At 47.0% G+C, this 24,876-nt stretch carries 23 protein-coding genes; 13 read left to right on the top strand and 10 right to left on the bottom strand.

What is annotated here, in order from left to right; translation table 11 throughout:
• Positions 1 to 3 precede the first annotated feature (3 nt).
• The 5 genes from ASG02_RS01985 to ASG02_RS02005 all read left to right on the top strand — a co-directional run bounded on the left by ASG02_RS01985 (position 4) and on the right by ASG02_RS02005 (position 7,075).
• Positions 4 to 2,121, top strand: coding sequence for a DNA topoisomerase III (locus ASG02_RS01985; RefSeq protein ID WP_056060329.1), 2,118 nt, complete (start codon positions 4 to 6; stop codon positions 2,119 to 2,121).
• Positions 2,121 to 2,540, top strand: a complete 420-nt coding sequence (locus tag ASG02_RS01990; protein ID WP_056060333.1) for a hypothetical protein — start codon at positions 2,121 to 2,123, stop codon at positions 2,538 to 2,540. The genes ASG02_RS01985 and ASG02_RS01990 overlap by 1 nt, the downstream gene beginning before the upstream one ends.
• 71 nt (positions 2,541 to 2,611) lie before the next feature.
• Complete coding sequence (locus ASG02_RS01995) at positions 2,612 to 3,058, top strand: hypothetical protein (protein ID WP_035408992.1); 447 nt, start codon at positions 2,612 to 2,614, stop codon at positions 3,056 to 3,058.
• A gap of 207 nt (positions 3,059 to 3,265) precedes the next feature.
• Positions 3,266 to 5,821 (top strand): sensor histidine kinase, encoded by a 2,556-nt coding sequence (locus ASG02_RS02000; protein WP_056060337.1) that lies wholly within the window; start codon positions 3,266 to 3,268, stop codon positions 5,819 to 5,821.
• Positions 5,822 to 6,001: 180 nt separating this feature from the next.
• A complete protein-coding gene (locus ASG02_RS02005; RefSeq protein ID WP_369814196.1) occupies positions 6,002 to 7,075 on the top strand; it encodes an MFS transporter in 1,074 nt (357 codons plus the stop codon).
• A 55-nt stretch (positions 7,076 to 7,130) separates the two neighbouring features.
• Here ASG02_RS02005 and ASG02_RS02010 read toward each other — a convergent pair whose 3' ends face one another.
• The 5 genes from ASG02_RS02010 to ASG02_RS02030 form a co-directional block, all read right to left on the bottom strand.
• Positions 7,131 to 8,303 carry an MFS transporter gene (locus ASG02_RS02010; protein WP_056060344.1) on the bottom strand — a complete coding sequence of 391 codons (1,173 nt, stop codon included), beginning with the start codon at positions 8,301 to 8,303 and terminating at the stop codon, positions 7,131 to 7,133.
• A 114-nt stretch (positions 8,304 to 8,417) separates the two neighbouring features.
• Positions 8,418 to 9,446, bottom strand: a complete 1,029-nt coding sequence (locus ASG02_RS02015) for an ABC transporter permease subunit (protein WP_056060346.1) — start codon at positions 9,444 to 9,446, stop codon at positions 8,418 to 8,420.
• Positions 9,446 to 10,306: an ABC transporter permease subunit gene (locus tag ASG02_RS02020; protein ID WP_056060349.1), complete on the bottom strand. Its 861-nt coding sequence runs from the start codon at positions 10,304 to 10,306 to the stop codon at positions 9,446 to 9,448. Before ASG02_RS02020 ends, ASG02_RS02015 begins: the two co-directional genes overlap by 1 nt.
• Before the next feature lie 29 nt (positions 10,307 to 10,335).
• Positions 10,336 to 11,403, bottom strand: coding sequence for a DUF58 domain-containing protein (locus ASG02_RS02025; RefSeq protein WP_056060352.1), 1,068 nt, complete (start codon positions 11,401 to 11,403; stop codon positions 10,336 to 10,338).
• Positions 11,404 to 11,409: 6 nt separating this feature from the next.
• The gene (locus ASG02_RS02030; RefSeq protein WP_056060355.1) at positions 11,410 to 12,333 is read right to left on the bottom strand and encodes a MoxR family ATPase; all 924 of its coding nucleotides are present in this window, start codon (positions 12,331 to 12,333) and stop codon (positions 11,410 to 11,412) included.
• Positions 12,334 to 12,629: 296 nt separating this feature from the next.
• Here ASG02_RS02030 and ASG02_RS02035 point away from each other — a divergent pair, with 296 nt between their 5' ends.
• A complete protein-coding gene (locus ASG02_RS02035; protein WP_056061902.1) occupies positions 12,630 to 13,244 on the top strand; it encodes an NAD(P)-dependent oxidoreductase in 615 nt (204 codons plus the stop codon).
• A 46-nt stretch (positions 13,245 to 13,290) separates the two neighbouring features.
• Here ASG02_RS02035 and amyS read toward each other — a convergent pair whose 3' ends face one another.
• Positions 13,291 to 14,814 carry an alpha-amylase gene (gene amyS, locus ASG02_RS02040; RefSeq protein ID WP_369814197.1) on the bottom strand — a complete coding sequence of 508 codons (1,524 nt, stop codon included), beginning with the start codon at positions 14,812 to 14,814 and terminating at the stop codon, positions 13,291 to 13,293.
• Between the two features lie 355 nt (positions 14,815 to 15,169).
• Between amyS and ASG02_RS02045 the strand changes: the two genes are divergently transcribed.
• Positions 15,170 to 15,994, top strand: a complete 825-nt coding sequence (locus tag ASG02_RS02045; protein ID WP_056060363.1) for an endonuclease I family protein — start codon at positions 15,170 to 15,172, stop codon at positions 15,992 to 15,994.
• A 149-nt stretch (positions 15,995 to 16,143) separates the two neighbouring features.
• Positions 16,144 to 16,728 carry a YdcF family protein gene (locus tag ASG02_RS02050; protein ID WP_156358973.1) on the top strand — a complete coding sequence of 195 codons (585 nt, stop codon included), beginning with the start codon at positions 16,144 to 16,146 and terminating at the stop codon, positions 16,726 to 16,728.
• A 53-nt stretch (positions 16,729 to 16,781) separates the two neighbouring features.
• Here the strand turns inward: ASG02_RS02050 and ASG02_RS02055 are convergent, their stop codons facing one another.
• Together ASG02_RS02055 and ytzI are read right to left on the bottom strand one after the other, a co-directional pair.
• Positions 16,782 to 17,333 (bottom strand): hypothetical protein, encoded by a 552-nt coding sequence (locus ASG02_RS02055; RefSeq protein WP_056060364.1) that lies wholly within the window; start codon positions 17,331 to 17,333, stop codon positions 16,782 to 16,784.
• A gap of 133 nt (positions 17,334 to 17,466) precedes the next feature.
• A complete protein-coding gene (ytzI, locus tag ASG02_RS15550; RefSeq protein WP_156358974.1) occupies positions 17,467 to 17,640 on the bottom strand; it encodes a YtzI protein in 174 nt (57 codons plus the stop codon).
• Between the two features lie 126 nt (positions 17,641 to 17,766).
• On the opposite strand from ytzI, the gene ASG02_RS02060 reads away from it, so the two are divergent.
• Positions 17,767 to 18,870, top strand: a complete 1,104-nt coding sequence (locus ASG02_RS02060; RefSeq protein ID WP_035408959.1) for a PP2C family protein-serine/threonine phosphatase — start codon at positions 17,767 to 17,769, stop codon at positions 18,868 to 18,870.
• A gap of 81 nt (positions 18,871 to 18,951) precedes the next feature.
• Here ASG02_RS02060 and ASG02_RS02065 read toward each other — a convergent pair whose 3' ends face one another.
• Positions 18,952 to 19,887, bottom strand: a complete 936-nt coding sequence (locus ASG02_RS02065) for a magnesium transporter CorA family protein (protein WP_023467658.1) — start codon at positions 19,885 to 19,887, stop codon at positions 18,952 to 18,954.
• Between the two features lie 122 nt (positions 19,888 to 20,009).
• On the opposite strand from ASG02_RS02065, the gene ASG02_RS02070 reads away from it, so the two are divergent.
• Positions 20,010 to 20,378, top strand: coding sequence for an Hpt domain-containing protein (locus tag ASG02_RS02070; RefSeq protein WP_035408957.1), 369 nt, complete (start codon positions 20,010 to 20,012; stop codon positions 20,376 to 20,378).
• Positions 20,379 to 20,424: 46 nt separating this feature from the next.
• Here the strand turns inward: ASG02_RS02070 and ASG02_RS02075 are convergent, their stop codons facing one another.
• On the bottom strand, positions 20,425 to 21,303 hold the full coding sequence (locus ASG02_RS02075) for a chemotaxis protein CheV (RefSeq protein ID WP_056060368.1): 879 nt from the start codon (positions 21,301 to 21,303) through the stop codon (positions 20,425 to 20,427).
• 218 nt (positions 21,304 to 21,521) lie between these two features.
• Between ASG02_RS02075 and ASG02_RS02080 the strand changes: the two genes are divergently transcribed.
• From ASG02_RS02080 to ASG02_RS02090, 3 genes are all read left to right on the top strand, one after another.
• Complete coding sequence (locus tag ASG02_RS02080; RefSeq protein ID WP_035408951.1) at positions 21,522 to 22,961, top strand: NADP-dependent glyceraldehyde-3-phosphate dehydrogenase; 1,440 nt, start codon at positions 21,522 to 21,524, stop codon at positions 22,959 to 22,961.
• Positions 22,962 to 23,134: 173 nt separating this feature from the next.
• Positions 23,135 to 24,106: an MBL fold metallo-hydrolase gene (locus ASG02_RS02085; RefSeq protein ID WP_056060372.1), complete on the top strand. Its 972-nt coding sequence runs from the start codon at positions 23,135 to 23,137 to the stop codon at positions 24,104 to 24,106.
• Positions 24,106 to 24,864 (top strand): SDR family oxidoreductase, encoded by a 759-nt coding sequence (locus ASG02_RS02090; protein WP_056060375.1) that lies wholly within the window; start codon positions 24,106 to 24,108, stop codon positions 24,862 to 24,864. Before ASG02_RS02085 ends, ASG02_RS02090 begins: the two co-directional genes overlap by 1 nt.
• Positions 24,865 to 24,876 lie beyond the last annotated feature (12 nt).

Genomic DNA, 24,876 nt, shown 5'->3' on the forward strand with positions numbered 1-24,876 from the left:
CGTGTGCAATTGATCATTGCTGAAAAACCAAAACAAGCTGAAAAACTGGCAGCTCCGTATCCGTCTGTGAAGCGGGACGGCTACATCGAAATCAAACCGTGTGACCGATTTCCGCAAGGGGCAAAACTCGCTTACGCGGTTGGACATTTATGCGAACTGCAGGAGCCGGCGCATTATGACGCCAAGTGGAAACGATGGAACTATGACCATTTGCCAATTATCCCGGAACGATTTGATTACCGACTGGCAAAAGGTAAAAGTAAACCGTACCAAGTCATCAAAAAATTATTGAATGAGCGGACGACGACTTCCATCATTATAGCATCGGATGCCGAGCGAGAGGGAGAGGCAATCGTCCGATTGATCTTACGTCTCGCGAACAACGCAAAACCACTGCAACGACTCTGGATTTCGAGTTTGACGCCTCAAGCCGTTGACCATGGGTTTGCGAATCTGCTTGATGGAAAGGAAACAGAGAACATCTTCCATGAGGCGATGAGTCGCGCTTGCGCCGATTGGCTGATCGGGATGAATGCGTCCCGTGCGTATACGACGTTACTGAAGAAGAAGGGCATCGCCGACGTCTTTTCCCTCGGACGAGTCCAGACACCGACGCTTGCACTGATCGTCGAACGGGAAAAACAGATCGAGGATTTCCGACCGGAGACATATTATGAAGTCGAGGCGGATTTTACGCGATACAAAGGAAAATATATCAATGCGCAGAAACAGACGAAGCTGAGTGATCGGGAACAGGCACAAGCAATCGTTGATCGGACGAAAGGAATCGGAATCGTCACCTCGATCGAGAAAAAAAGGCAGACGGAACGACCGCCATTTTGGTTCAGTTTATCGCTCTTACAAACCGAAGCGAGCCGACGGTTTGGTCTCGGTGCGAAAGAAACACTCGATATTGCGCAAAAACTGTATATTCGTGGTTGGATCAGTTATCCGCGAACAGACTCGTCATTCGTGACCAAAGAGGAAGCGGGACAGTTCCCGGTCATTCTTGATCGGTTATTAAAACAAGCGGAATATAGCCCGATCAAGGATGTCTTGACGAACAATCCGGCAAACGATAAACGCTACGTCAATCCGGCGAAGGTCAGCGACCACTATGCGATCATTCCCACAGAAGAAGCGGGTGCCGTCGCGAAGCTTTCCGAACGAGATGCGCAAGTCTATGATTTGATCGTTCGCCGTTTTCTTGCCGCATTTGCACCGGACGCTGTCTCGGAGAAGACGGAAATCGTGACGACGCGTGAGATGGACCGCTTTTTGACACGCGGCAGTCGGACGATTGATCCGGGCTTTAAACAAGTCTTACAAATCGAATCAAAGGAAGTCGAATTGCCAGCCGTCGAACAAGGACAAGAGATGCCAATCAAAGGCTGCCGTCTGCTTGAGAAACAAACGGAGCCACCGAAACGTTATACAGAAGGGACACTCATCCTCGGTATGAAAACAGCCGGTAAGTTGCTTGAAGATGAGCTGCAAGCGATCATGAAGGAAGTCGAGGGACTCGGGACGGAAGCAACTCGTGCGGGAATCATCGACGGACTGAAACGGCGGGAATACATCAAACTTGTCAAAAAGGAAATTCATCCGACGCCGAAAGGTCGAATATTGATCGATGCTGTGACAGGAAGTATTCTTGCTTCGCCAGAGATGACAGCGAAGTGGGAGAGCCGATTAGAGCAAATCGGGAAAGGGGAAGCGTCGGCCGCCCAGTTCATCGAACAGGCGAAAAAATTGTCAGAGCATCTTGTCATAGATGCTAAACAACGAATCGAACAACTCGCCGTTGATCCGACGCAAGTCAAAAGCAAGTCTCCGCGGGGAGCGACGAATCGTCCGGTCGGGCCATGCCCGCTGTGCCAATCAGCGGTTCTTGATCGTGGGAAGTTCTATGGTTGTAGTGGGTATCAAAAAAACAACTGCGGCTTTACGTTACCGAAAACAATCCTTGGTGCTCGATTGACACAAACGGAAGTCAAAAAGGTACTCGCCGGACAAAAAACGAAGCCACTCGAGATGAAGAAGAATGCCCGCCAGTTCAAGGCGATGCTTTATCTCGAACGCGATCAATTAAAATTTGAATTCACGAAAGGGGAAGACTGATGCAATACGAACTGATTCAAAATCAAACGTTTCGTCCTGTCTTTGAACGACTTTTACAGGAAGGGCACCGCTTAACGGTCTGGTTTCCGGATCATATTGAGGTGCAGTCGGCAGAAGGACTCGTCGAAGAAGCAGAAGAACTATTCGGTGTGACAGCAGAAGTCATCGATGATCCACAATCATTCGGCAAGCATATCCTCCTCCCATACTTGACGGAAGTCGAGCACCGGGAAGATGGATTCATCCGCTATGAAGCTGAACTGACGGAGGAGTTACGTCAACTCGTACGCGAATTGACGTTACCGATGTTGACAGAGGGTGACTTTGAGGTGTTGTATTCGTATCAAATCGAGACGAAGACGGAACGTTTCTTCGTTGAAGACTGGTTCCAAGCCGAATTACAAAAACTACCTAACTAGGTGAAACTTTCTTGAACAGGATAACGTAGGATAAGTGATCGTTATTATTCTATTCATTTGGAGGGCTCATCATGTTCACAGTAGCATTCATGGAAAGCGAACTGGGAGGCGACGGCTTCTTTTCAGGTATGCCGATCTTCATGGTCGGATTTTTCGTTCTCATCATCGGTTTCATTCTGTTCGGAGTCATCTCTTCAGCCTCAAAAGGAATCTCAACAAATTCATTGACGCAACAACTGCGCGAGCATGCAGCGCGTCTTGTCAGTCCAGTGGAATCAGATGCACTGAACTACGTCGCTTACTTAGAAACGCTAACAAGTTTTCCGGTTGAAAAGACGAACCTTGAACCGTTACGGATTGCGACGGGTATTTTAAGGCTCATTCAAGGAGCAGATCAGATTTCCGAAACGACTGAAAAACAAGTATTAGCCCAGTATTTACGACTTGGCATTTTGGATGCGGATCATTTAGCGGATGAACAGCCAGTTCGGAGCCATAGTCACCACCATCATCATTGAAAAGAGTCCTGCAGGGCTCTTTTTTTGTTGGAAACGATTGAATCGTGACATCTAATTGTCATATACAACGATTTAGATTAAAGTTGTATGAAATTGAAATCTTTTTGAGCAGAATACTGTGTATCGATTGAAAAAAGTTTACAATGAATGGACGGGAATACCTTTGTTGCTAGAGAAGGATAAAGGGAAAGGAGTTGAATTCCTCCAATGAAAACATGGCTGAATCGAACGATTGGACGGCAAATCATGTCTGCGTTTTATGTGATTTTTCTGACACTACTGTTAACGACTGGTGGTGTCTATCTATATACAAAACAACAGGTGGATGAATCACGTCAAGAGTTGAAAATGCTAAACGAGCACCGGACACGGGCGACGGATTTATATGAGTCGTGGCAAAGCATGCAGTACGAGGTGCGTGGCTTCGTCCTGCTTGGTGATGAAGAGATGCTGAAGGAAATCGAAGCAAAGAAAAATGGCATCAATCGACAAACGACTTGGTTCGAGCGCAATGCACGCTTTAAAGAAGAACGACAGTATGCAACAGATGCACGGGAACTCTACACGGCATATACACAACGCGTCATGCCGAGCCTCATCAATTATGTTGCGGCTAAAAAAGACGGCAAAGTGACGGAGCCGTTCTTGAAGATGCCGACGCTCGGAAAGGTGACGAAATCAAAATCACTCGATCCGCAACGGAAGTTCAACATCAAGACGAAGAGTGCAGCTGATATGAGTTCAAGTATCGTTGATATGGAGACTGTCTTCACGAAATATCGTAATTCTTTAAACGATCAAGAGATGGCAGCGCAAGAGCGACTCGGTAAACAAGTGAACTCGTCGCAAATTCTCGGAGCTGTCAATATCGCAATCCTCTTATTGATCACTCTCGTTTTTGTCCGACCATTCGTCCGCCGCTTGACGCGTCAGTTGCGTCAGTTGAACCGGGAAAGTGGACGACTCGCTAAAGGTGAGGATGCGACGCCGATCGTCATCACGAATCATCAAGATGAGATCGGTGAGTTGACGACGACGTTCAATCAGATGGCAGCCGCCATTTCGGGGCAAAAACATCAACTTGTCGCAAGCAACGATGAACTACAAAGTCAACAGGAAGAATTAATTGCCCAGCAAGAAGAACTTCAATCACAACAGGAAGAACTCGAAGAGGCACTTGACATCACGTTACGCAACGAGACCCATTTGCGTTATCGCAATGAGTTGACTGAGACACTTGCTTCTCGCGAAACGTTGACGGCATATCCAGCAATCATCGAAAAATTAATCACGATCACTGATGCGGAGCTCGGAGCGATCGTCTTCTTAGAGCAAGACCGTTATACGGATCTCGTCTCGTACGGGATGACGACAACGCAAGAGCACCAGTTATTGCATGCTTCGACGTCATTGCTTGAACGCGCACGTCTTAACAAACGTGCCGTTCGATCGACGAAACAAGTCGCGAGTCATCATCCGCTCCCGTATCCGTACACGATGTACGAGATCGTCGTACCAGTGATGGATCCAGCGTCGAATACGATGATTGCAAGCATTTATCTCGTTCGTTACCGGGATGCTTTTACAGAAGACCAGACGAACGAAATCTGGTCGTTCTCCCGTCAGTTGGCACTTTCCTTACTTCGGATGCGTGTCTTTGAAGAAGTTGAACGAGAACGGGAAAAGACGTCAAAACTTCTCCACTCGATTCGGGAAGCGGTCATCTATATCGAAGGGGAGACGATCTTTGCTAATAAACCGTTACTTGCTTTGTTCCATCATCCGGCACACGATCAGGTGGCGGAAGACGGATTGATGACGCTCGATGTCAAAATCGAAGAGTTGGCAGTGCAAGTTGATCAACACGAGGCGTTTTTAACGTACATGGATCATGTCTGCAACCAGGAAATTCCGACGGAGAGCTTGGCGTTGTCCTTAAATAAGGAAGAGCGATTCGTCACGTTATATGCAGAGGAAATTCATTATGGTGGCTGTTTCCGTGGCACGATGCTCGTCTTACGTGACGTGACAGCAGAGACAGCAATCGACCGAATGAAATCGGAATTCGTCTCGACCGTATCGCATGAGTTACGGACGCCGCTTGCCTCGATTTACGGCTATACGGAATTGATGCTTGCACGCGACGTCCAAGAATCAAAACGTCAACGGTATCTCGAGACGATTCACGCGGAAACTGAACGGTTGACGAACCTCGTCAACGACTTCTTGGACGTACAGCGGATGGAGTCGAGTCAGCAACAATATGACTTTAAACCGCTTGATTTGACGAAAGTCATTCAGGAAACGGTCGAGTTCCATACGGCTTCGGCAAAAAATCACGAGCTTGTGCTCGATTTTGAAGAAACGACGACGGGAAGGATTCATGCTGATGAACAAAAGATGCGTCAGCTGTTCACGAATCTGATCAACAATGCAATTAAGTATTCACCGGATGGTGGTCAGATCACGATTACGATGCGTCAAGTCGATGATCGTGTTCAGTTAAAGATCGAAGACGAAGGGATTGGTATTCCGCGTCACGCGCTACCCCAACTGTTCAGTAAGTTTTATCGAGTCGATAATTCGGATAGTCGAAAAATCGGCGGTACGGGTCTCGGTCTTGCGATTTGTCAGGAAATCGTTCGCTCGCACGAAGGAATGATTCATGTCGAATCAACGGAAGGCGTCGGGTCCGCGTTCATCGTCGAACTACCGATCGTCCAGTCGGTCGTACCGGTCACGGAATCGGTAGAGGACTGTTAATGTCAAAAACGTTCTTTGGTTGAAAAATCAAAGAACGTTTTTTTGTTGGTTTCATCTGCAAAACGGGAATTAACTACTATCAAACAGAAAGGAAGTGAGGAGATGCGACGAAGCAGATGGCCATGTTAAGTCCGACGATCACTCATTCTTTGGATCCTGATCGAAGCCAGTAGTTCGTTTATTCCAGCTTATGTGATTGAACGCTTTTACTGGGAAGACCGCGGGATGAGTATTGCCGACGTCGTCATCGCAGAGATCATCTTTGCTTGGGTCCTATTGATTGGTGAGGTCCCGTTTGGTCTATTATCCGACCGGTGGGGCAGAAAGCCGTTCATTCTGGCTGGCTTCGTATGCGAGTGGTTATCGTTTACGTTGTTGCTCGAAGCCTATTCACTGTCTGCCTTCCTCTTGGCGATGGTGCTTGCTGGCATCGGTGGTGCAGCACTTAGTGGAGCGCTTGAAGCCCACGTCTATGAAACGTTACATGGACACAAGTTAAAGACACGATACGAGAAGGTCTGGCGTATGATTTCAATCGGTGGTTTGTTGACATCAGGACTCGCAGCACTCGTCGGAAGTTACGCCGTGCGATCGGAAGACTTGATCTGGCACTATCACGTGTCCTGGTGGGTTTTGCTCGGAACAGTACTGCTGACATTTTTCTTAAAAGAAGCACCGCGTGAACAAGACGTAGAGACGAGTTCGTTGAAGACATTACTAAACAGTTTTTCGTTTCGACGCGTCTACGTCCGAATTCTTTGTCTTGTCTTGTTATACGGGGCGACGATTGATTTCGTTGATGAGTTTTGGCAACTGTATTTACGAGACCAGTCGATACCGATGATCTATATGGGACTCGTCTTCGTGTTCTTCCAAGTCATGCAAGCGATCGGTGCATCCTTATCTCGCTTACGGTCACCGGTCGGATGGGCGATGATCTATATCGTGTGTTTTGTCGGATTGTCGGTTGCCTCTCCGCTCGTCAGTATCGGGTTACTCGGTACACTGTACTTGTGTTACGGCTGGGCAGAGCCGTATGTGACGACAATCATTCAAGAAGTAGCACCTGAAAACGGACGCGCGACGTTTACATCGCTGATTTCGGTCGTCGAACGTGTGGCAGTTCTTGGGACCGGAATGTTGTTCGTCCTGATCGAACGTACTTTCTCGCTTCAGATGACCTATGCCGCGCTCGGTCTCGTCTCACTTATCCTATTTCTATTGTATGGCGTGACGCGAACGCGTCAAAACTGAATCAAAAAAGGACAAAGGTGCATTGACCTTTGTCCTTTTGACATGATTCCATTCATTACGACACGTGTCGTTTTTCTATAGAGGAACGTGCCAATACCTGGCGAGCCGGTCGCCACATCAATAAGGAGAGGACTCCTGCGAGCGCATAAACAATCTCGATCGCAAACACATCGGCAAGCCATCCGAACAGCAGACTACCGAGACAGAAGCAGAGTGCATACACGGTTTGTTGCACGCTGTAGACATATGGTAACCGTTCGAGTGGTGTCGTCGTTTGCAACAACGTATTTAGCTCAATCGCCCGGAGTTGACTGGCGAAGCCTTGAACTAGACAAGCGATCACAGCAAGTGTGACGACGGGAGCAAAAGCGAACAAGAAGGTCGCAGCGATCGATAAGCCGATACTGCGATAAAGCAACGAACGCGTACCATGACGACGTAACATCATGTAACTACCGGCAATCATGCTCAGCAGATAGAAGGCGTTCAAGATACCCCACCAGCGTTCCGATAGCTGAAAATGAGTGTCGATGTAGACGAGGAACAGAGCAGAAATCCAAGCCGTACTGACGAACGCATCGATTCCAACGAGAAACGTGTTGGCTTTCGCGAAAGGATGCGATTGCGTGTAGCGAATACTCGACCGGAAGGAGACATCTTCACCATCCATTGCGGGATCGGGTAGTGAGCGGACGCTTCGGTAGAACAGATAGCTGATGAGACTCGCACCTAAAAACAGAGCAGTTGAGACGGACAAGACGGAAAGAGGCGATAACAGGCTGACCAGAATGGCACCGAGCGGCCACATGATAAGCTGAATCACTTGATTCGAACCTTGTACGAGACTGTTAGATTTCTGGACATCCTGACACAGTCGAGGGATGAAGGCACTTTCGATCGGTCGAGCAAATCCGTCGAAGAAAGCGATACATCCAACGAGTGCGAGGATAAGTGGCAGTGGTAAATCAAATCCCCAAATAATGCCTAACAAGATTGTTTTGAGGAGTTGACTACCAAACAACAAGGAGGCATGGGGAACACGTTGAGCGACTTGGGCGAATAAAAAGCCGCTTCCTGTCATGCCTGCTGTGACGAGAACGGGAAATAGGGCAGCGAGACTCGCTTGCCCTGTCGTTTGATAAATCATCGCGATCAGAGAGACGATATAGAGCGCATCTCCCGCATTCGCAATCCATTGACTGACCAATAAAAGCGTAAACCGGTTCATTCTGAATGACCTCCATATCGTACGTATTTAGTTAGGAGTGAGAATTCAGAATGATTTACATTGGACGCCCTCATTTCATGTTTTTTTCTAGTGTAAGAGGAAAAAAATGGATTGTCAATCAGAATCGTGATGGGATTTCAGTACAACGGGTGTAAAGGGATCAACCATCGACGTCGCGGCTGCTTCGTCTTGAACACGAGATGCCGACCCCTTGATTGGTTTTAGTTGCTGGCGGAAGCGGAAAGCCCGTTCGAGTCGACTCATGAATAGATTGCTGAAGAAGACAATCAATGCTAGTCCAATGAGCGGAACGAGGAACATATGGTTGAGCCAAGACGTCGCCGAAAACTGGTTGAAGTAATAGCCAAACATCGAGGACCACTCAAAGATTGTTGGCATGACACCCTCATATAAATTGACTGTTCCGGCAAAGAAAATACCTAAGAGCGATAAATGGATCAGCAACATTAGCGTTTGGATGAATTGTTGCATGAAGACGATCGTCAACGTCGGAATGAGGTGTGGCAAAATATGGCGTCTGAAACGATGCCATGGACTACCACCCAGCGTCTGGGCGACGATCATGAACTCTTGACTAAGCAACTGACGAGTCTCAGCAATCAGGTAGAGTGATAACGAAGGTAGACCGAGTAAAATCAGGATGATCAATTCAAACGAGACACGATCGAATAATGATGGGACCACCGTCGAATCCATGAAAACAAGAGATGAAAATAAAAGCAGTAAAGAAACGAGAGACAGTGGTAAAACTAAAAACCCATCAAGGATAAGTTTCAAGTATCGATTGACACGAGCAGTTCGAAAAGCTAGCGGAATCGCGATGACCAGTGAAAGAAACATCCGACTAAGAGCAACGAGGATACAAATACCGACCGTCCACTTGAATCCTTCAATCATCAATTGAAAGAGGTCGTTGCCGGAACGGTCCGTACCTAGCCATTGATCGCTTGACGGTTTTAAGGGAGACGTAGCAAGAAATGTGCCATCTTCAGCGTAACGATTCGAGATTTGATCAACTTGACCATCACGTAAGATCGTATTTCCGAAACTTAGGATCAGTAAAACGGTGAGCAAAAATAGGCATAGCCAGAATACAGGATCTCGCATCAAGGTGCGACGCATCAAATCCCTCCTTTCCAGGCATTCGGGATCAACCATTCTGCAAGTAAATCCATGATGAAGATCGGTAGATAGATTAAGAACAAGACGACCATTAAAATCGGCATTTGCCCAAATTGAAGAACGAAACGAAACAGGCCTTGGACCTGGAAAGTGTACTCAATGATTAACAAACTTGATAGAATTGTAATAATATTGGCTCTGAAAAATAAATAAAACCGATAGACCATCGTCGGAAGTAAATGTTTCCAGAAAAGAGCGGTTGGCTGAATACCTTTTGCCCGTGCGAGTTCAAGGAACGGTGCAGCTTCTTGTTCGAGTACTTGTGTCGTCAGCCATTTGATAAAGAAAAATAATGTTGTCAGCGTTAAGGTGGTAATCGGTAAGAAACGAATCGAGTCAGCATATGTTCCTGCAATCTCGATTTTGCTATATCCTGTCATTTTGAATAAATAGATGACGAGGAATTGCGAAAAAATGATCCAAAATAAGTCTGGAACCATCTCAAGTGTGCGTGTCGCCTGTTTCAATAGTGTCCGTGTTCGTCGACCACTTCGATAAAACAGATAGGCGTAAAGAATCGCACTGATCGCGGAAACGATCATTGCTATTGTAAAGATGATCAACGTCTCTTGAATATAGGGCTGTAAAGAAGGGAGTAATAAGACTTCTTTTTGAGCAGACACATTAAAATAAGTGATCTCATCAAGCTTTGCTAGTTGAGCGAATTGCTGTTTCAGACCTTCTATGTAGCTTGCTGGATTGAATTTCATTTGCGCGACGAGCGCCGGAAGGGCGCTGATCGCAATCAAGACAAAAAAAGCCACGATGAGCTGCATCGATTTTCGGGCGATAAAAGCCATGAAGTGAGAAACTCCTTTCTTTAAAGTCCTCAACCGATGGCGAGGATCCGGTCATTCCCAATCTGGATCAACTGACTATTCATATGCTTACGGCGAAGCACGTAGCGTTCGAACTGTTGCGTCGCGATGAACGAATCACGCGTCGAGACCGTCGAGAGGGTCATTAAGACATGCTTTAATTGTGGTTGGCCTTCTTGTAGCGAAAGATGTGTCATTCGGTTCGCTCCGTCGAGACGATTGAGAAATAGTTCGATCTTGCAGCCTTCCTTGATTAATTCACTGATCAGGAACGCGGCTTGTTCGATGAATGTCTCGAATTGTTGATGGAGCCCGTAACCGCTTGGTGCCGATAAATTCAAGGCAATCGTAAACGTATCCTGATTACTCGTTTCGAACACTTTTGCCTGCAATCGACCAGTCTTCGCTGTCGCATACCAATCGATCTCTTTTGACGGTTCTGCCGTATAGGGTTTTGCACCAAGCTGAACGAGCTTGTTCTTGAGTGGCGAGTACCGATCTGGTCGGTCGCCGATACGTAAACGCTGTAAAAGCAAGGGTGTCGCCTGCGCAGTCAAGGACGGTAAGACCGTAAACGATGGATATGTCTCGAATGTAAAAAGATAGACACCCATCTTCCACGGCAGGCGAATCGTCAAGATGATCTCATCGAACTCGGCCGGTCCACGGCGAACCGTCTGAATCGGAATCGTTACTGCGTCTTCTGAGTCAATCACCGCATGAAATGTTGCCGGGTGTAGCGGGTCCATCTCCGGGAAGATGACTCCACCATCTGTGTGCAAACGAAGTGTCGCTTCTAGTCCGAGCTGACTCAAGGATTCGACCCCGAAGACTTGCAAGTGGAGCGACGTCTGTTCTTGATTGAACATCAATGATTCATAATGTTTCCATTCGATTGCCACGTCACGTCGGAGTTGCTTTTCTGTTCGCCCGACGACGAAATGAATCGTCGCCAAGGCTGCGAACAAAAAACCGAGGACGGAAAGACTCGGAATGAATAAGAAGATAAACGTCAACGTAACGTAAAGGGGAAATAACCGACGCTCTAGCCAAAATGGAACGGAACGTTCAATCTGCATGACGTATCACCCCATTTCGACCGGGACTGGAACGTCATCGAGAATATGTGTTAACACAGCGGCTTTCGTCGTCTTGATTCCGCCTTCGAGTGTCAGTGTCAGGCGGTGGGAGAGGACGTGTTTCGCAAGATGTTTAATGTCTTCTGGGATGATGAAATCACGTTGATTCAAGAACGCATAGCTTTGGGAAGCACGGAGCAAGGCAATCGCTCCACGTGGACTGACACCGACTTCAACGAGTTCATGATTCCGTGTCGCTTGGACGATATGGAGCAAGTAATCAAGCACGTCTTGTGATGCATGGACGCGGCGTGCCTCTTCCTGCCAGGAAATCAAGTCGCCACCTGACGCGATGCCGACAGCTGACCGACGGACATTCGTCAGAATCTCAGACAATAAACGGCGTTCGTTCTCGAAATCCGGATAACCGACTTCGATTGCGACCATGAACCGGTCGAGTTGGGCGTCCGGTAGCGGGAACGTTCCTGCTGACTCGATCGGGTTTTGTGTCGCAATGACGAAGAACGGGACTGGCATCTGATAGGTCGTTCCACCGATCGAGACTTGACGTTCCTCCATCGCTTCGAGCAATGCGGATTGTGTACGCGGAACGGCGCGGTTAATCTCATCAATCAAGACGACGTTCGCAAACAATGGACCACGTTTATTCTCGAACTCCTGCGTTTTTAAGTTGAAGAAGTCCGAACCGATGACGTCTGATGGGAGAAGATCCGCCGTAAATTGAATCCGAGAGAAGGCACTCTCAAAGCTTTGGGCGAGCGCTTTGGCGAGCATCGTTTTCCCTGTTCCTGGTACATCTTCTAATAGAATATGTCCTTCTGCGATAAGTGCCGTCAGACAGAGATCGATGACGTCTGGTTTACCGAGATAGATGGAGTTGAGTTGGTCTTTTAATTGTTGTAGTTTCACAGGAAATCCCTCCAAAGTTAAATGGTTGAGTAGTGTGCTAATTGTTGTTCAAAGCGGATCACGAGATCGTGGACATGTGAAGACACATCTGATGTATAAAGATAGGGTGATTTTTTGAGAACAATGATTCAGTTGTTTAAGGAAAAAATATCCATATGTACTTAGGAAGATTTTAGCATACAGTGTTAACAAATAAAAACAATTTTCTGAAAATAAAGACAAGGTGAGACGATTCACTTTCAAGTGGTAAGGGTATGATTGAATCAGTGGATCTTGAAAAAGAAAGGATGTTTCGTATGAAATTGATTATTTTTGGAGCGACTGGTCAAACTGGACAAGAACTGGTCAAACAGGCGATTGATCACGGGCATCAGGTCACAGCATTTGTCCGCAGTCCAGAAAAACTGACACTACATGACGAACGGTTACAAGTCGTAAAGGGCGACGTGCTCGATCAAGAAGCGGTAACAGCTGCTGTTGCCGGACAAGATGCTGTCCTGACAGCACTCGGTACGGAGAGTCTTGCGTACAGTGGCTTTTTAGAACGAAGTCTCGTCCGGATCGTGACAGCGATGAAAAAACAGGGGATAGAGCGGATCGGTTATGTCGCGTCTGCCGGTGTCGATGATGAATTACCTGGTGTGCAAGGGATGCTCGCTCAGCGGATTCTGAAGAATCCACTGAAGGATCACCGCCAAGCAATCGCGCTCCTGCAACAGGCGGATCTTGACTATACGGTAGCACGACCACTCCGATTACTGAACGGTCCGTTAACCGGACTCTATCGCCAAGCGGATACAGGTGTACCGGAAGATGCGAAACAAATCAATCGTGCAGATGTGGCGCATTTCCTCTTACAGGCGATCGAGACAGAAGATCACATCAAGTCGAGTGTCGGTCTCGCTGAATGAAGAAGAAAGGTCTCTCCCGTCATATGGAAGAGACCTTTTTACGTGATTATTGTTGACGATAGACGGAAACCGAACCACCATTAACGAAGAATTGACCGTAGCCATCTTGATTGATCGTGACCGATGCCGTGTTGTTTCCAGTGATATCCGTCCAGACTTCTCCTTTATTCTGAAGCCCGACATACATCCATTTGCTACCGCCAGGGCCGTCTGACAGGATTGTTGCAAGACCGGATTTTGCCCGATCCGAGACACCTTCACGTGTCCAACCGATGATGTCTTGGTTATCGAGATAATCGTTTTGTTTTCCGAACGCGAAGTCCTTCCGTGCTTTGAGCAACGGATCAATCTTCGAAGCAAGTGCTGGAATTTCGCGGGTCGACGTGCCTTTTGTGCCATAGTAATCGCCGTAGAAGACAGACGGATACCCTTGTTCACGGGTCAGGATCATCGCGTAGGCGAGTGGTTTGAACCACGATTGAACTGTTGATTCAAGCGATTGTCCAGGTTGCGAGTCATGGTTTTCGACGAGTGTCACGGCTTGGACTGGATTACTCTTGACGAGTGTCCCGTCAAAGATCGTCCGCATGTCGTAGTATCCGCCACCTTTACTTGCTTGCTCGAATTTATAATGAAGCGGGGCATCGAAGACGGATTGTTGGTAATTCGTCCGGCTTAAGTAGTTTTGTAACGTTCCAAGATCGTTCTGCCAGTACTCGGCGACTGTGAATAGCGGTTTGCCCGTCGTCTGACGAACGTTCGCGAGCCAGTCCGCTAAGTAACCATGTTTGATATGTTTGACGGCATCGAGACGGAACCCATCAAGACCAAGCTCATTGACGTACCATTTTCCCCAGTTCTTCATTTCTTGTTGAACTTCCGGGTGATCAAAATCGAGATCTGCGTACATCAAGTAATCGTAGTTGCCATTTTCAGTTGAAACATCCGTATCCCAAGCTTTACCGGTACCACGGAACTTATAGATGGCGCTCTTTGAACGCGATTGATCCCAATCCGTGCCGTCGAAATGATACCATTTCCACTTGAAGTTCGAGTAGAGGTTATTTCGTGTTGCAAAATTGAAGCCCGTCCACGCCTGGATTTGATAATCGCCCGAGACTTCCTGATTGCGGTTGCTCGGATTGACTTCGACTGCCGTAACGGCTTCGGTAAAATCAGCACCACCTTTATGGTTCATGACGACATCCCCGTACACATCGATTCCAGCGGTATGCAATTGTCCGATCGCCGTTTTTAATTGCGCCTTTGTGCCGTATTTCGTACGAACCGTTCCTTTTTGATTGAACTCACCTAAATCGTATAGATCGTAGGCGCCGTATCCGACATCATTTTGCGAGGTACCTTTGTAAGCAGGGGGAATCCAGACCGATGTGATTCCGAGCTGATCAAGCTTTGTTGCGTCACTCCCGAGACGGTTCCAGTGGTTACCGTCATTCGGCACATACCATTCGAAATACTGCATCATCGTACCATTGTCAGCTGTTGCACCGACTGCAATCGGTTGCGCAAGTGGCGCTAAAAATGCAGCTGAAGCGACGGTTGCTAAAATCCATCCTTTTTGTTTCACGGAAAGACCTCCTTATGATTTATGAAAACGCTTGCATGATTCATTATAGTGAAGCCTTAGAGGAAAGGAATATCGTCCCGGATTCTTATTTGTCAGTGTCTTTCGTTCGTGACTTTTGACCCTAGAATATTTCTTTCGAAGAATTATTTTGATGCAATTGATGTCTTGGACGAAAAAAATCAGGACCATCTAACCGTTGTCTTTCGATAAAGAATCTGAACGACGACTCATCTTCAAAAAAGCAGGTCTATCGTCCATCTTCCACCATGAATGGATTCGATGTGAAAATGAGCGTGTAACATCCGTTTTCATACATACCAATCGAGGGGGAACACGCATGAACTGGAAGTCAAAGGTCACAGTTGCACTTGCCGCAACACTTGCGCTCGGGTCAATCGTCTTTACACCGGTCACTGCAAAAACAGTCGATCCAAAACAAGTAGCGGCAGGTCCGCAGATGGTTACATCTCAATCGACGATCGATGCGTACTATCTACCGGCAGCAGGAAAGACAGGGGCAGCGTTGAAGGCATCGCTGCACGATATCATCGACAACCATACACAAGTGTCATACGACACAGTATGGACAGCACTGAAAGAAACGGATCAAGATCCAAACAATGCGAACAACGTTATCGAGTTATACACGGGGAAATCGATTGCGAAAAGTAGCAATGGTGGAAATGTCGGTCAATGGAACCGGGAACACGTCTGGGCAAAGTCGCACGGTGATTTTGGTACGACGAACGGACCGGGAACAGACTTGCATCATTTGCGTCCGGAAGATGTCGTCGTCAACAGCGCACGTGGGAATCTTGATTTCGACAATGGCGGTACGAAATATAGTGGATGCGATTGCTACCGTGATGGCGATTCGTGGGAACCACCGAACCGAGTCAAAGGTGACATCGCGCGGATGATCTTCTACATGGCAGTTCGTTACGAAGGTGGCGGAGAAATCGATCTCGAAGCCTCAGAAAACGTCAACAATGGAACGAACCCATTACATGGAAAATTATCGACGCTGAAAGCATGGAATAAGCTTGATCCAGTCGATAGCTTCGAAATGCGTCGTAACGACGTCATCTTCGAGAAGTGGCAAAAAAACCGGAATCCATTCATTGATCATCCGGAATACGTGACATCAATTTGGGGAAATTGATGACGAGTCAATCAATAGGAAAATGCGATGTTCTCGATTCAGAGAAGATCGCATTTTTTTGGAGGTAAAGCCCGTCAGGTTGAAACTTTTTGCAAGCATCATTCGTACAGCATACCGTAAACCATTTTTTAGCAGAAAGGTCGTACGGTATGATTAAACGCACGTTCAACAAACGAAACATCAAATGGATGGTTGGTGGAGGACTCGTCGCTTGTGTCGCCTTCTGGTACAGTGTCGGGATTTTCGTCAACAGAGGAGAACGACCACTCGCGGATGGGTCGTCGCCATATGTCATCGTTCTTGGCGCAGGTGTCAAAGGGGAGAAACCGTCGCAAATCTTACATAACCGGATTCAGGCGGCAGCCGCATATGGGAAACAACACCCGAATGTCCGCTTCATCTTGAGTGGTGGACAAGGACCGGATGAGGATATCTCGGAAGCAGAAGCGATGCGACGCGGAATGGTGGCGTCTGGCATTGAAGCGGAGCGACTGGTTCTTGAGTCCAGTTCGACATCGACGACGGAAAATCTACAGTATTCAAAAGACTTGTTACCAAAGAATGTCCGACGTATCTCAATTGTCACGTCAGATTTTCATCTGTACCGCGCTCGAAAAGAGGCGAAACAACTGGGGTTACTGACGGACGCGATTCCGGCAGAGACACCCCTTTCAGGTGTCCTTCGTTTCGGGATGCGTGAACGCGTCGCGATTCTTGTTCAATTCCTACGTTAAAAAACCCCGACGTGTTGAACACATCGGGGAGAATGAAGAAGTACACCAAACGATTAGATGCCTTCACCTTTATTTTTTTCCTCAGAAGATTGAGAATCATTTGCTTGTTGATTAGAAGCATCGTGCTCAGCAGGTGGTTCTTCTTTGCCAAGTGCGACATCTTTCGCTTCGACGACTTTATTGCTGATAGAACTCAGGTCACCTTTTGTCTCGTTGACTGTATCCTTCACAGTCGAAGCATCAGACTTCACTGTTTCAAGTTCTGTGTTCACTTTGTCATAAACGTTTTGAACGTCAGACGCCACTTCTTGGATGATACTTGAAGCACTCTTTACCTGATTGATAACTTGTGACGCTTTGCCCGACGGATCTTCCTTGATGGAAGACGCGAGTGTCGAGACGGAATCCTTCGCACCACGTAAGCTTTGTTTCGTGTTTTGACGGGACGAAGAACTAAGTAGCGTCAATAGTCCGCCGACAAGGGCACCGATTAACATCCCTGTGACAAGATTAACTTGACGACCTGATGATTCCTCCTGATCAAACTGACGATTCGGATGTTCTGCGTGCGTTGCGTGTGGATCATGTTGAAGCTTTGGTTCCATGATGAACACTCCCTTGAGATAGTATTTAACCATGATATGGATATACCCTTGTGAGCAAATCAAAAACATCTAAAAAAAACATGTATTTGAAATGAATTTAAAAAGACCACCGTGATATGATGGTCTTAGAGGTTCATTTGTTGGATGAATCATCATCATTTTCGTGACGAAGTTTTCGGTTGATTTCATCATAATCGATTTCGATATCGTCCTTGTTGCCCTTATAGCCATATCCTTTTGAAATGACGATGATCGAGGCGATCAAGACGAATACGATGATGAGAATGGAGACGACATATAGCCACATAGTCCACTCCTCCTTTCGTTCACTTTCTAGTATGACGGAAAAAGCAGCATCCGTCTAAACGAAATTGTAGGTTGTGTGCTAAACTGATTTCAGATAAACATGTTAAACGGAACGAGGTGACGGCGGATGAGTATTTTGGTCGTAGATGACGAGTTAACAAATTTAATGCTCTTAGAGCGATTGTTAGAAAATGAAGGATATGACGTCGTCAAAGCCATGAGTGGAGAAGAAGCAATCGAATTGATGGAGGATCCATTGTTCATTGAGCAATTAGATGTCGTCCTGCTCGACGTCGAGATGCCAGGGATCAGCGGAATCGAGGCGACACGTTTGATCCGAAAACGGTTTGGTCTTGATGAACTACCGATCCTGATCGTCTCGGGTCGATCAAACGAAGAAGATATCGTTGATGGACTGAATGCAGGGGCATCCGATTATACGACGAAACCGATCCGAAAAACGGAATTGCTCGCACGAGTTCGTAATGCGATCGGTCTGAAGCAAGCAATCGATGCACGAAAACGATATGAAAAAGTGCTACAAGAAGACTTTGATTTGGCGCAAAAACTGCAACAGAGTGTGCTTAGTGCCAATATCGAAGACGATGAGATCCGCATCATGGCGACCTATATCCCGTCTAAGAAACTAGCGGGAGACATGTATGCCTGGTATCGCATCTCTCAGAATAAATACGGCATCATCTTATTTGACGTCATGGGACACGGTGTCTCCTCTGCATTGATTACGATGGGGATGAGTTCAATCTTGTTTGAACTCGTGCACCGGATTGGTGATCCGGCTCAAGTGCTTGAAGAATTGAATCAACAGATGAGTCGACTGTTTCCGGGAGACGAGACAGAAATCTATTTCACGGCTGTCTACCTTTATATCGACTTAGATGAAATGAAACTCAGCTATGCGAACGCGGGGCATCCACCTGGTTTGTTGCGGATGAACGATCAAATCATTCCGCTTGAGAATACGGGACTTCCTGTTGGTATGTTCGAAGACTCGACGTATTCGAGCAAGACGATCGACATCGTCTCACCAGGATGTGTCTATCTGTACACGGATGGTTTCATGGAATTGTACAGTAAAGGTATTGATGAAGGAATTCACGCCATCCAAAATCTGATTGAACAACAAGGACCGAACATCCATCAGCTGATTCAACCGGATCAGAGCGATGAAGCGGATGATCTTTGTCTCGTGACAGTCGAAATCAATTAACATGTAAATGAAGAAGACTCAGCGACAGAAACACCGTCACTGAGTCTTTTTTGAGTCATGCAAGTCTTGCGCTTACTTGAACTAGAAGAACCTTCTCCGCCATAAGATGAATGCGGCAAGACCAGAGAAGAAGATCATCATGCCGAAGACAATCCAAAAACCGATGACTTCTCCTTCCCAAGGGACATGGACGTTCATTCCGAACATCCCAGATATCATCGTCGGAATCGAGATGACGATCGTAATCGAGGCGAGGAACTTCATGACGAAGTTGACATTGTTCGAGATAACGGAACCAAATGTATCCATCGTCGAACTGATGATGTCTTTATAGATTTGTGCCATTTCCATTGCTTGCCGGTGTTCGACGAAGACATCTTCGAGTAAATCTTCATCGTCTTCGTGTTTCTCAAGACTCGGTGTCTTGATGATTCGGTCGAGGACACCATCGTTCGATTTCAAGGATGTCATGAAATAGACCAATGATTTCTGAAGGTTCATGAGTTGAAAGATTTCTTGATTTCGCATCGAACGTTGTAATTCTTCCTCGAGTTCATCCATCCGTCGATCGATTTGGCGTAGGAAACGGAGATACGAGGAACTGACTTTATAGAGAATCTGAAATACGAAGCGCGATCGATAATTCGTCCGGAATCCTCGCAACTTACCACTCGAGAATAACGTCAGGACATCGAGCTGTTGCGAACAAACGGTGATGAAATGACGGGATGTCACGATGATACCGAGCGGAATCGTATTATAACGGCGTCCTGATGATTCTTCTTCGATGTAGGGAACGTCGACGATCATCAGTAGACCTTCTTCATCTTTTTCAAAACGTGGTTTTTCTTCCACGTCCAAAGGGTCATAAATGAAATCCTCTGGAATATTCGTAGCAGCGATGACTTGGTCGGCTTCATCCTTGGTCGGATTGACAAGATGGATCCAGGAACCTTTCGTAAACTCCTGTATCTCGTTGACTGCCCCAGTGACATCGCTTCGATAAATCGTCAACATATTGTCTATCCCTCCTGCTCTTCACTGTCTCATTATAGAAATAGAAACGATGGCGTGTAAATGATTCTCCGATTTTTTTTTACGAAGATTAGTGATAAGATGAAAACAGAGGAGGGGAAGACATGCCTTTTTTTAATGCTAAGAAGCTCGAAGAACTTCAATCGATCGCGGGTGGAGATCACGCGTTCCTTCAAAAAATTGGAGAAACGTATATCGCGCAGTTCGATCGAAAGTTTCCTGAACTAAAAGATGCCGTCGCTAAGCAAGATGCTGAGCAAACTGAAAAGCTCGCTCACTTGCTAAAAGGTGCTTCCTATTCCGTTGCCGCTGATGATTTAGCCGATGATTTCGAACTGCTTGAAAAAGAAGCAGAATCCGGTTCTATGACCGGGACGCAAGAAATCGTCGATCGGATTGAAGACAGCATGGTTGAATTCCGGGTCATCTGGCTCGATGTGTTTACTGGAAAAAATCTTGACGTACTGCGTTGAGGAATCGAATAGATTAAAAAAGCCGACATCTCGTCGGCTTTTTTTCTTATAAGACGTATGAATCAACCGTTTCGATCAATCGACCGATTTCCGGTTTCGTGATTTGTGCATTAACACCAACGGATTCGCCTTTATGGCGTAAATCGTCGGAAATCAAGGAAGAGAAGACAATGATCGGCAGTTCTGCATAACGATCATCTTCACGGAGTCGTTTCGTTAAATGAAGTCCATCCATCTTGGGCATTTCAATATCCGTAATCAGGAGATCACAGTTGCTTCCTTGTTCGAAAGCATCGAATGCGTCTTTCCCATTGATGAACCACTTCAGTCCGTGGTAACCGGCTTCCTCGAGTGTTTCGATGATCAACGTCCGGAGCATTTCCGAGTCTTCGGCAATCCAGATGATTTTATCGGACCGGTCACGGGACTGGACGCGACGTCCTTCTTCGCGGGCGAAGATATCCTTGCGTGAGAGCTCAAGGGCAATTTTTTCATAGTCGAGCAGGATGATCATCTTGTCTCCCGTTTTGACGACACCATTCGTTAACCCTTCGATGCCACGAGCGAGTTCGTTTGGTGTATCGATCTGCTCCCATGAGATACGGCGGATTTCCGTCACGGAATCAACGCGTAGGACACTCTTTTCTCCATTGAATTCACAGATGATCAGTCGATCCTCGGTTGCTTCGTCGTGGGGAACACCGATGACTGTAGGCAAATCGATCACCGTCATGACCTCGCCGCGGAGTTCGATCAATCCTTTGACAGCATCCGGTGTACCCGGAAGTGGTGTCATCGGGAGCGGAACGATGATTTCCCGAACCTTCATGACGTTGATACCGAACGTATACGGACCACAATGGAAGATGACGATCTCGAGTTCGTTCGTGCCGGCTTCTAATAAAATATCGTGCTGATTGTACATATGGTTGTGCCCCTTTCCATTACCTTCACTTCACTTCTGACTAGTTATCGGCATGCTACGTTAAAAATTCTAGTTCTGAATCGACAAAAAAAGTGTTGTAATCGCTTTCATAATATGTTAAGCAAAAAGTTTGGCATTTGTCAGACCAATTGATTACAATAAGCTATGCAGCCACACACTGAAATGAGAGAGATAAAAATAAATGGAGGTAGAGTGGAATGACTACAGCAACAACCTACACATTTTTACTAGATGGAAAATGGCATGAAAGTGAATCAAAAGAGACGATTGAAATCTCTTCACCATATAAAGAGGATCTTGTCGGTCGTGTTCAAGCGATGACAAAACCAGAAGTCGATCGTGCCATCGCTTCAGCGAAAGCGGCACAAGCAGAGTGGGCAAAACAACCAGCGAACAAACGGGCTGAACTGCTTCACGCTTGGGCAACGGAACTCGAGAAACGTGCGGACGAAATCGGTGAAGTCATCATGCGCGAAGTCGGTAAAGGACGTGCAGATGGCGTCAAAGAAGTCAAACGGACAGCTGAAATCATTCGCTACACTGCGGAAGAAGGTCTCCGTTTCGACGGTCAGATGATGCAAGGGGATTCGTTCCCAGGCGGTAGCGCGAAAAAAATCGCGGTCATCAAAAAAGCGCCACTCGGTGTCGTGCTTGCCATCTCACCGTTCAACTACCCAGTTAACTTGGCAGCAGCGAAACTCGCACCTGCACTCATGACAGGGAACGCCGTCGTCTTTAAACCGGCAACACAAGGTTCAATCAGCGGTATCTTGATGGTCGAGGCACTCGTCGCAGCAGGCCTTCCAGCTGGACTCGTCAACATCGTCACAGGTCGTGGATCAGTCATCGGTGATTACTTGACAGCTCATCCGGGAATCAACATGATCACATTCACAGGTGGTACAGGAACAGGACAACATTTATCACGTCAATCGGCAATGATTCCACTTGTCCTTGAACTCGGTGGAAAAGACCCTGCACTCGTTCTTGAGGATGCGAACCTGTCCCTTGCAGCAGATCACATCATCAGTGGTGCATTCTCTTACTCAGGTCAACGTTGTACAGCAATCAAACGTGTCTTCGTTCTCGATCACCAAGCGGATGCGCTTATTGAAGAACTTAAGACTCGAATTGCGAAATTGACAGTCGGTTCACCTGAACAAGAAAGTGTCGTCGTACCACTCATCGATACGAAATCAGCGGACTTCGTCGAAGGCTTGATTACGGACGCAACAGACAAGGGCGCAACGCTCGTCACAGGTGGCGGACGTACAGCGAACTTGATCGAACCAACACTTCTTGACAACGTGACACGTGACATGCGCGTCGCTTGGGAAGAGCCGTTCGGACCAGTTCTTCCAATTATTCGTGTTAACTCGGTCGACGAAATGATCGCATACTCGAACGAATCAGAATACGGTCTTCAAGCAAGTGTCTTCACGGAAAACATCGATGCTGCGTTTGCGGTAGCGGACGCGCTTGAAACAGGTTCTGTTCAAATCAATGGACGGACGGAACGTGGTCCTGACCACTTCCCATTCATCGGTGTTAAATCATCGGGTCTTGGTGTTCAAGGTGTCGGACGTAGCTTAGCTTCGATGACACGCGACAAATTAACAGTCCTCAACTTAAAATAAGTTTTTGACCGACCTTTCAATCTGCGGAAAGGTCGGTTTTTTGTGCATCCATTTCTTATACTCTAGCGTAAGCTAGACAACAAATATCATCCGTTGACGCACAAAGTTTGGCGCTATAGCTTCATTCTCTCTATAATGAAAGAAAATGGACGAGAGAAAAGAGGCGTGTAGGCATGACTGTAGCAGACGAAATCATCCCGATTCCGATTCCCACACCATTTCCTGTAGGGGACGTGAACTGTTATGTGTTACGAACGGAAGGGGAAAACATCCTCATTGATTGTGGACCCGATACACTCGAGGCGTGGCAAATGATGCAACAGACGCTTGCGCGACACGATTTGCGGGTTGAGGATTTAGATCGTGTCATCGTGACGCATCACCATGCGGATCATGCTGGGATGGCACATCGATTTTCAGAGAAAGGCATTCCTGTCTATGGACATGCGCGGTTGCGCCCGTATTTGGAACAGGACGAGACGTTCCTAAACAATGGGGACGTGTTCTTACGTCGACTGGCGACTTCATTTGGTGTTCCGTCAGCGATTCAAGAGATGTTACCGAGCTATCAATCTGCCTTAAAATGGCTTGGAAAAGGTCAGCTTGATTTCATATTAAAGGAAGGCGACGCAATTACACCTTCTGGGCGATATCGCGTCATCGAACTGCCAGGTCATGCGAGTGACCAAATCGGAATTTTAAGCGACGATGGTATATTGTTCGCGGCGGATCATCTGCTGGACCGGGTCGAACCGAACCCGTTGCTTGAACAACCGCAACCGGGTGATGACGTGCTCGTGAAACGACCCGTTCTTGCGTATCTTGACTCCTTGGAAAAACTACAAGGAGAACAGATCCGAATTGCGTATACTGGTCATGGTGATCCGATTCGCGATGTCGCGGCACTCGTTGAAGAACGATTGATGCAACGCAAGGCACGCGGCGATCAACTGTTAAAGTATTTTTCAGAAGAGCATACGTTATTTGAATTAGCACAAGTGACGTATGGGAATCGATTGAAAAAATCATTCCCACTCGTCATGAGTGAAATGAAGGCACGTCTTGATACGCTCGTCGCACGTGGTGCGATTACGGTTGAGAAACGATCTGGTATCCTCTACTATTCGAAAATGGAGGAAGTTTAATGCAACTCATCAACCGGACGATCGTCATCACCGGTGCTTCAAGTGGACTCGGGGAAGCACTGGCGCGCACTCTGCATAAAGAAGGGGCAAACTTGATTTTAATCGCACGACGCGAGGATCGATTACAAACGTTAGCATCTGAAATCCAGGCAGACTACCTGGTCTACGATTTGGAAGTGGCGCCCGAAATTCTTGCGAAAACACTCGCAAATCGTTATGGACGGATCGATATTTTGATTAATAACGCAGGTTTCGGGGAATTCAGCTTCCTAGACGATACTTCGATTGAAACGATCGAGTCGATGCATCGGATCAATGTCTTAACTCCTGTTCGCTTAACGAAAGCGTGCCTTCCGTTACTGAGAGAAGGGGGTATGATCGTCAATGTCGCGAGTCAAGCAGGAAAGCTGCCGACACCGAAGTCGACGATCTATTGCATGACGAAAGCAGCGATCCTGCAGTTTTCGAACGCCTTACGACTGGAGTTGCGTCCAAAAGGGATTCACGTCATGACGATTAATCCCGGACCGATCGCAACGGAATTTTTCGTAAGAGCGGACATTAGTCGGAAGTACGAAAAAAATGTGGCCGCGATTGTCTTATCGAAAGAACAACTCGCACGGACTGTCGTCCGGGCGATGCGACGCCGAAAGCGAGAGGTCAATGCGCCATGGTGGATGGAGCTTTCAGCAAAAGGGTACGGCGTTATGCCACAGCTGATTGAATGGTTAGGAAAATCAGGTTTCGACAAAAAGTGATGACGGAGGAGA

The organism is Exiguobacterium sp. Leaf196 (genome assembly GCF_001423965.1).
Lineage (GTDB): Bacteria > Bacillota > Bacilli > Exiguobacteriales > Exiguobacteriaceae > Exiguobacterium_A.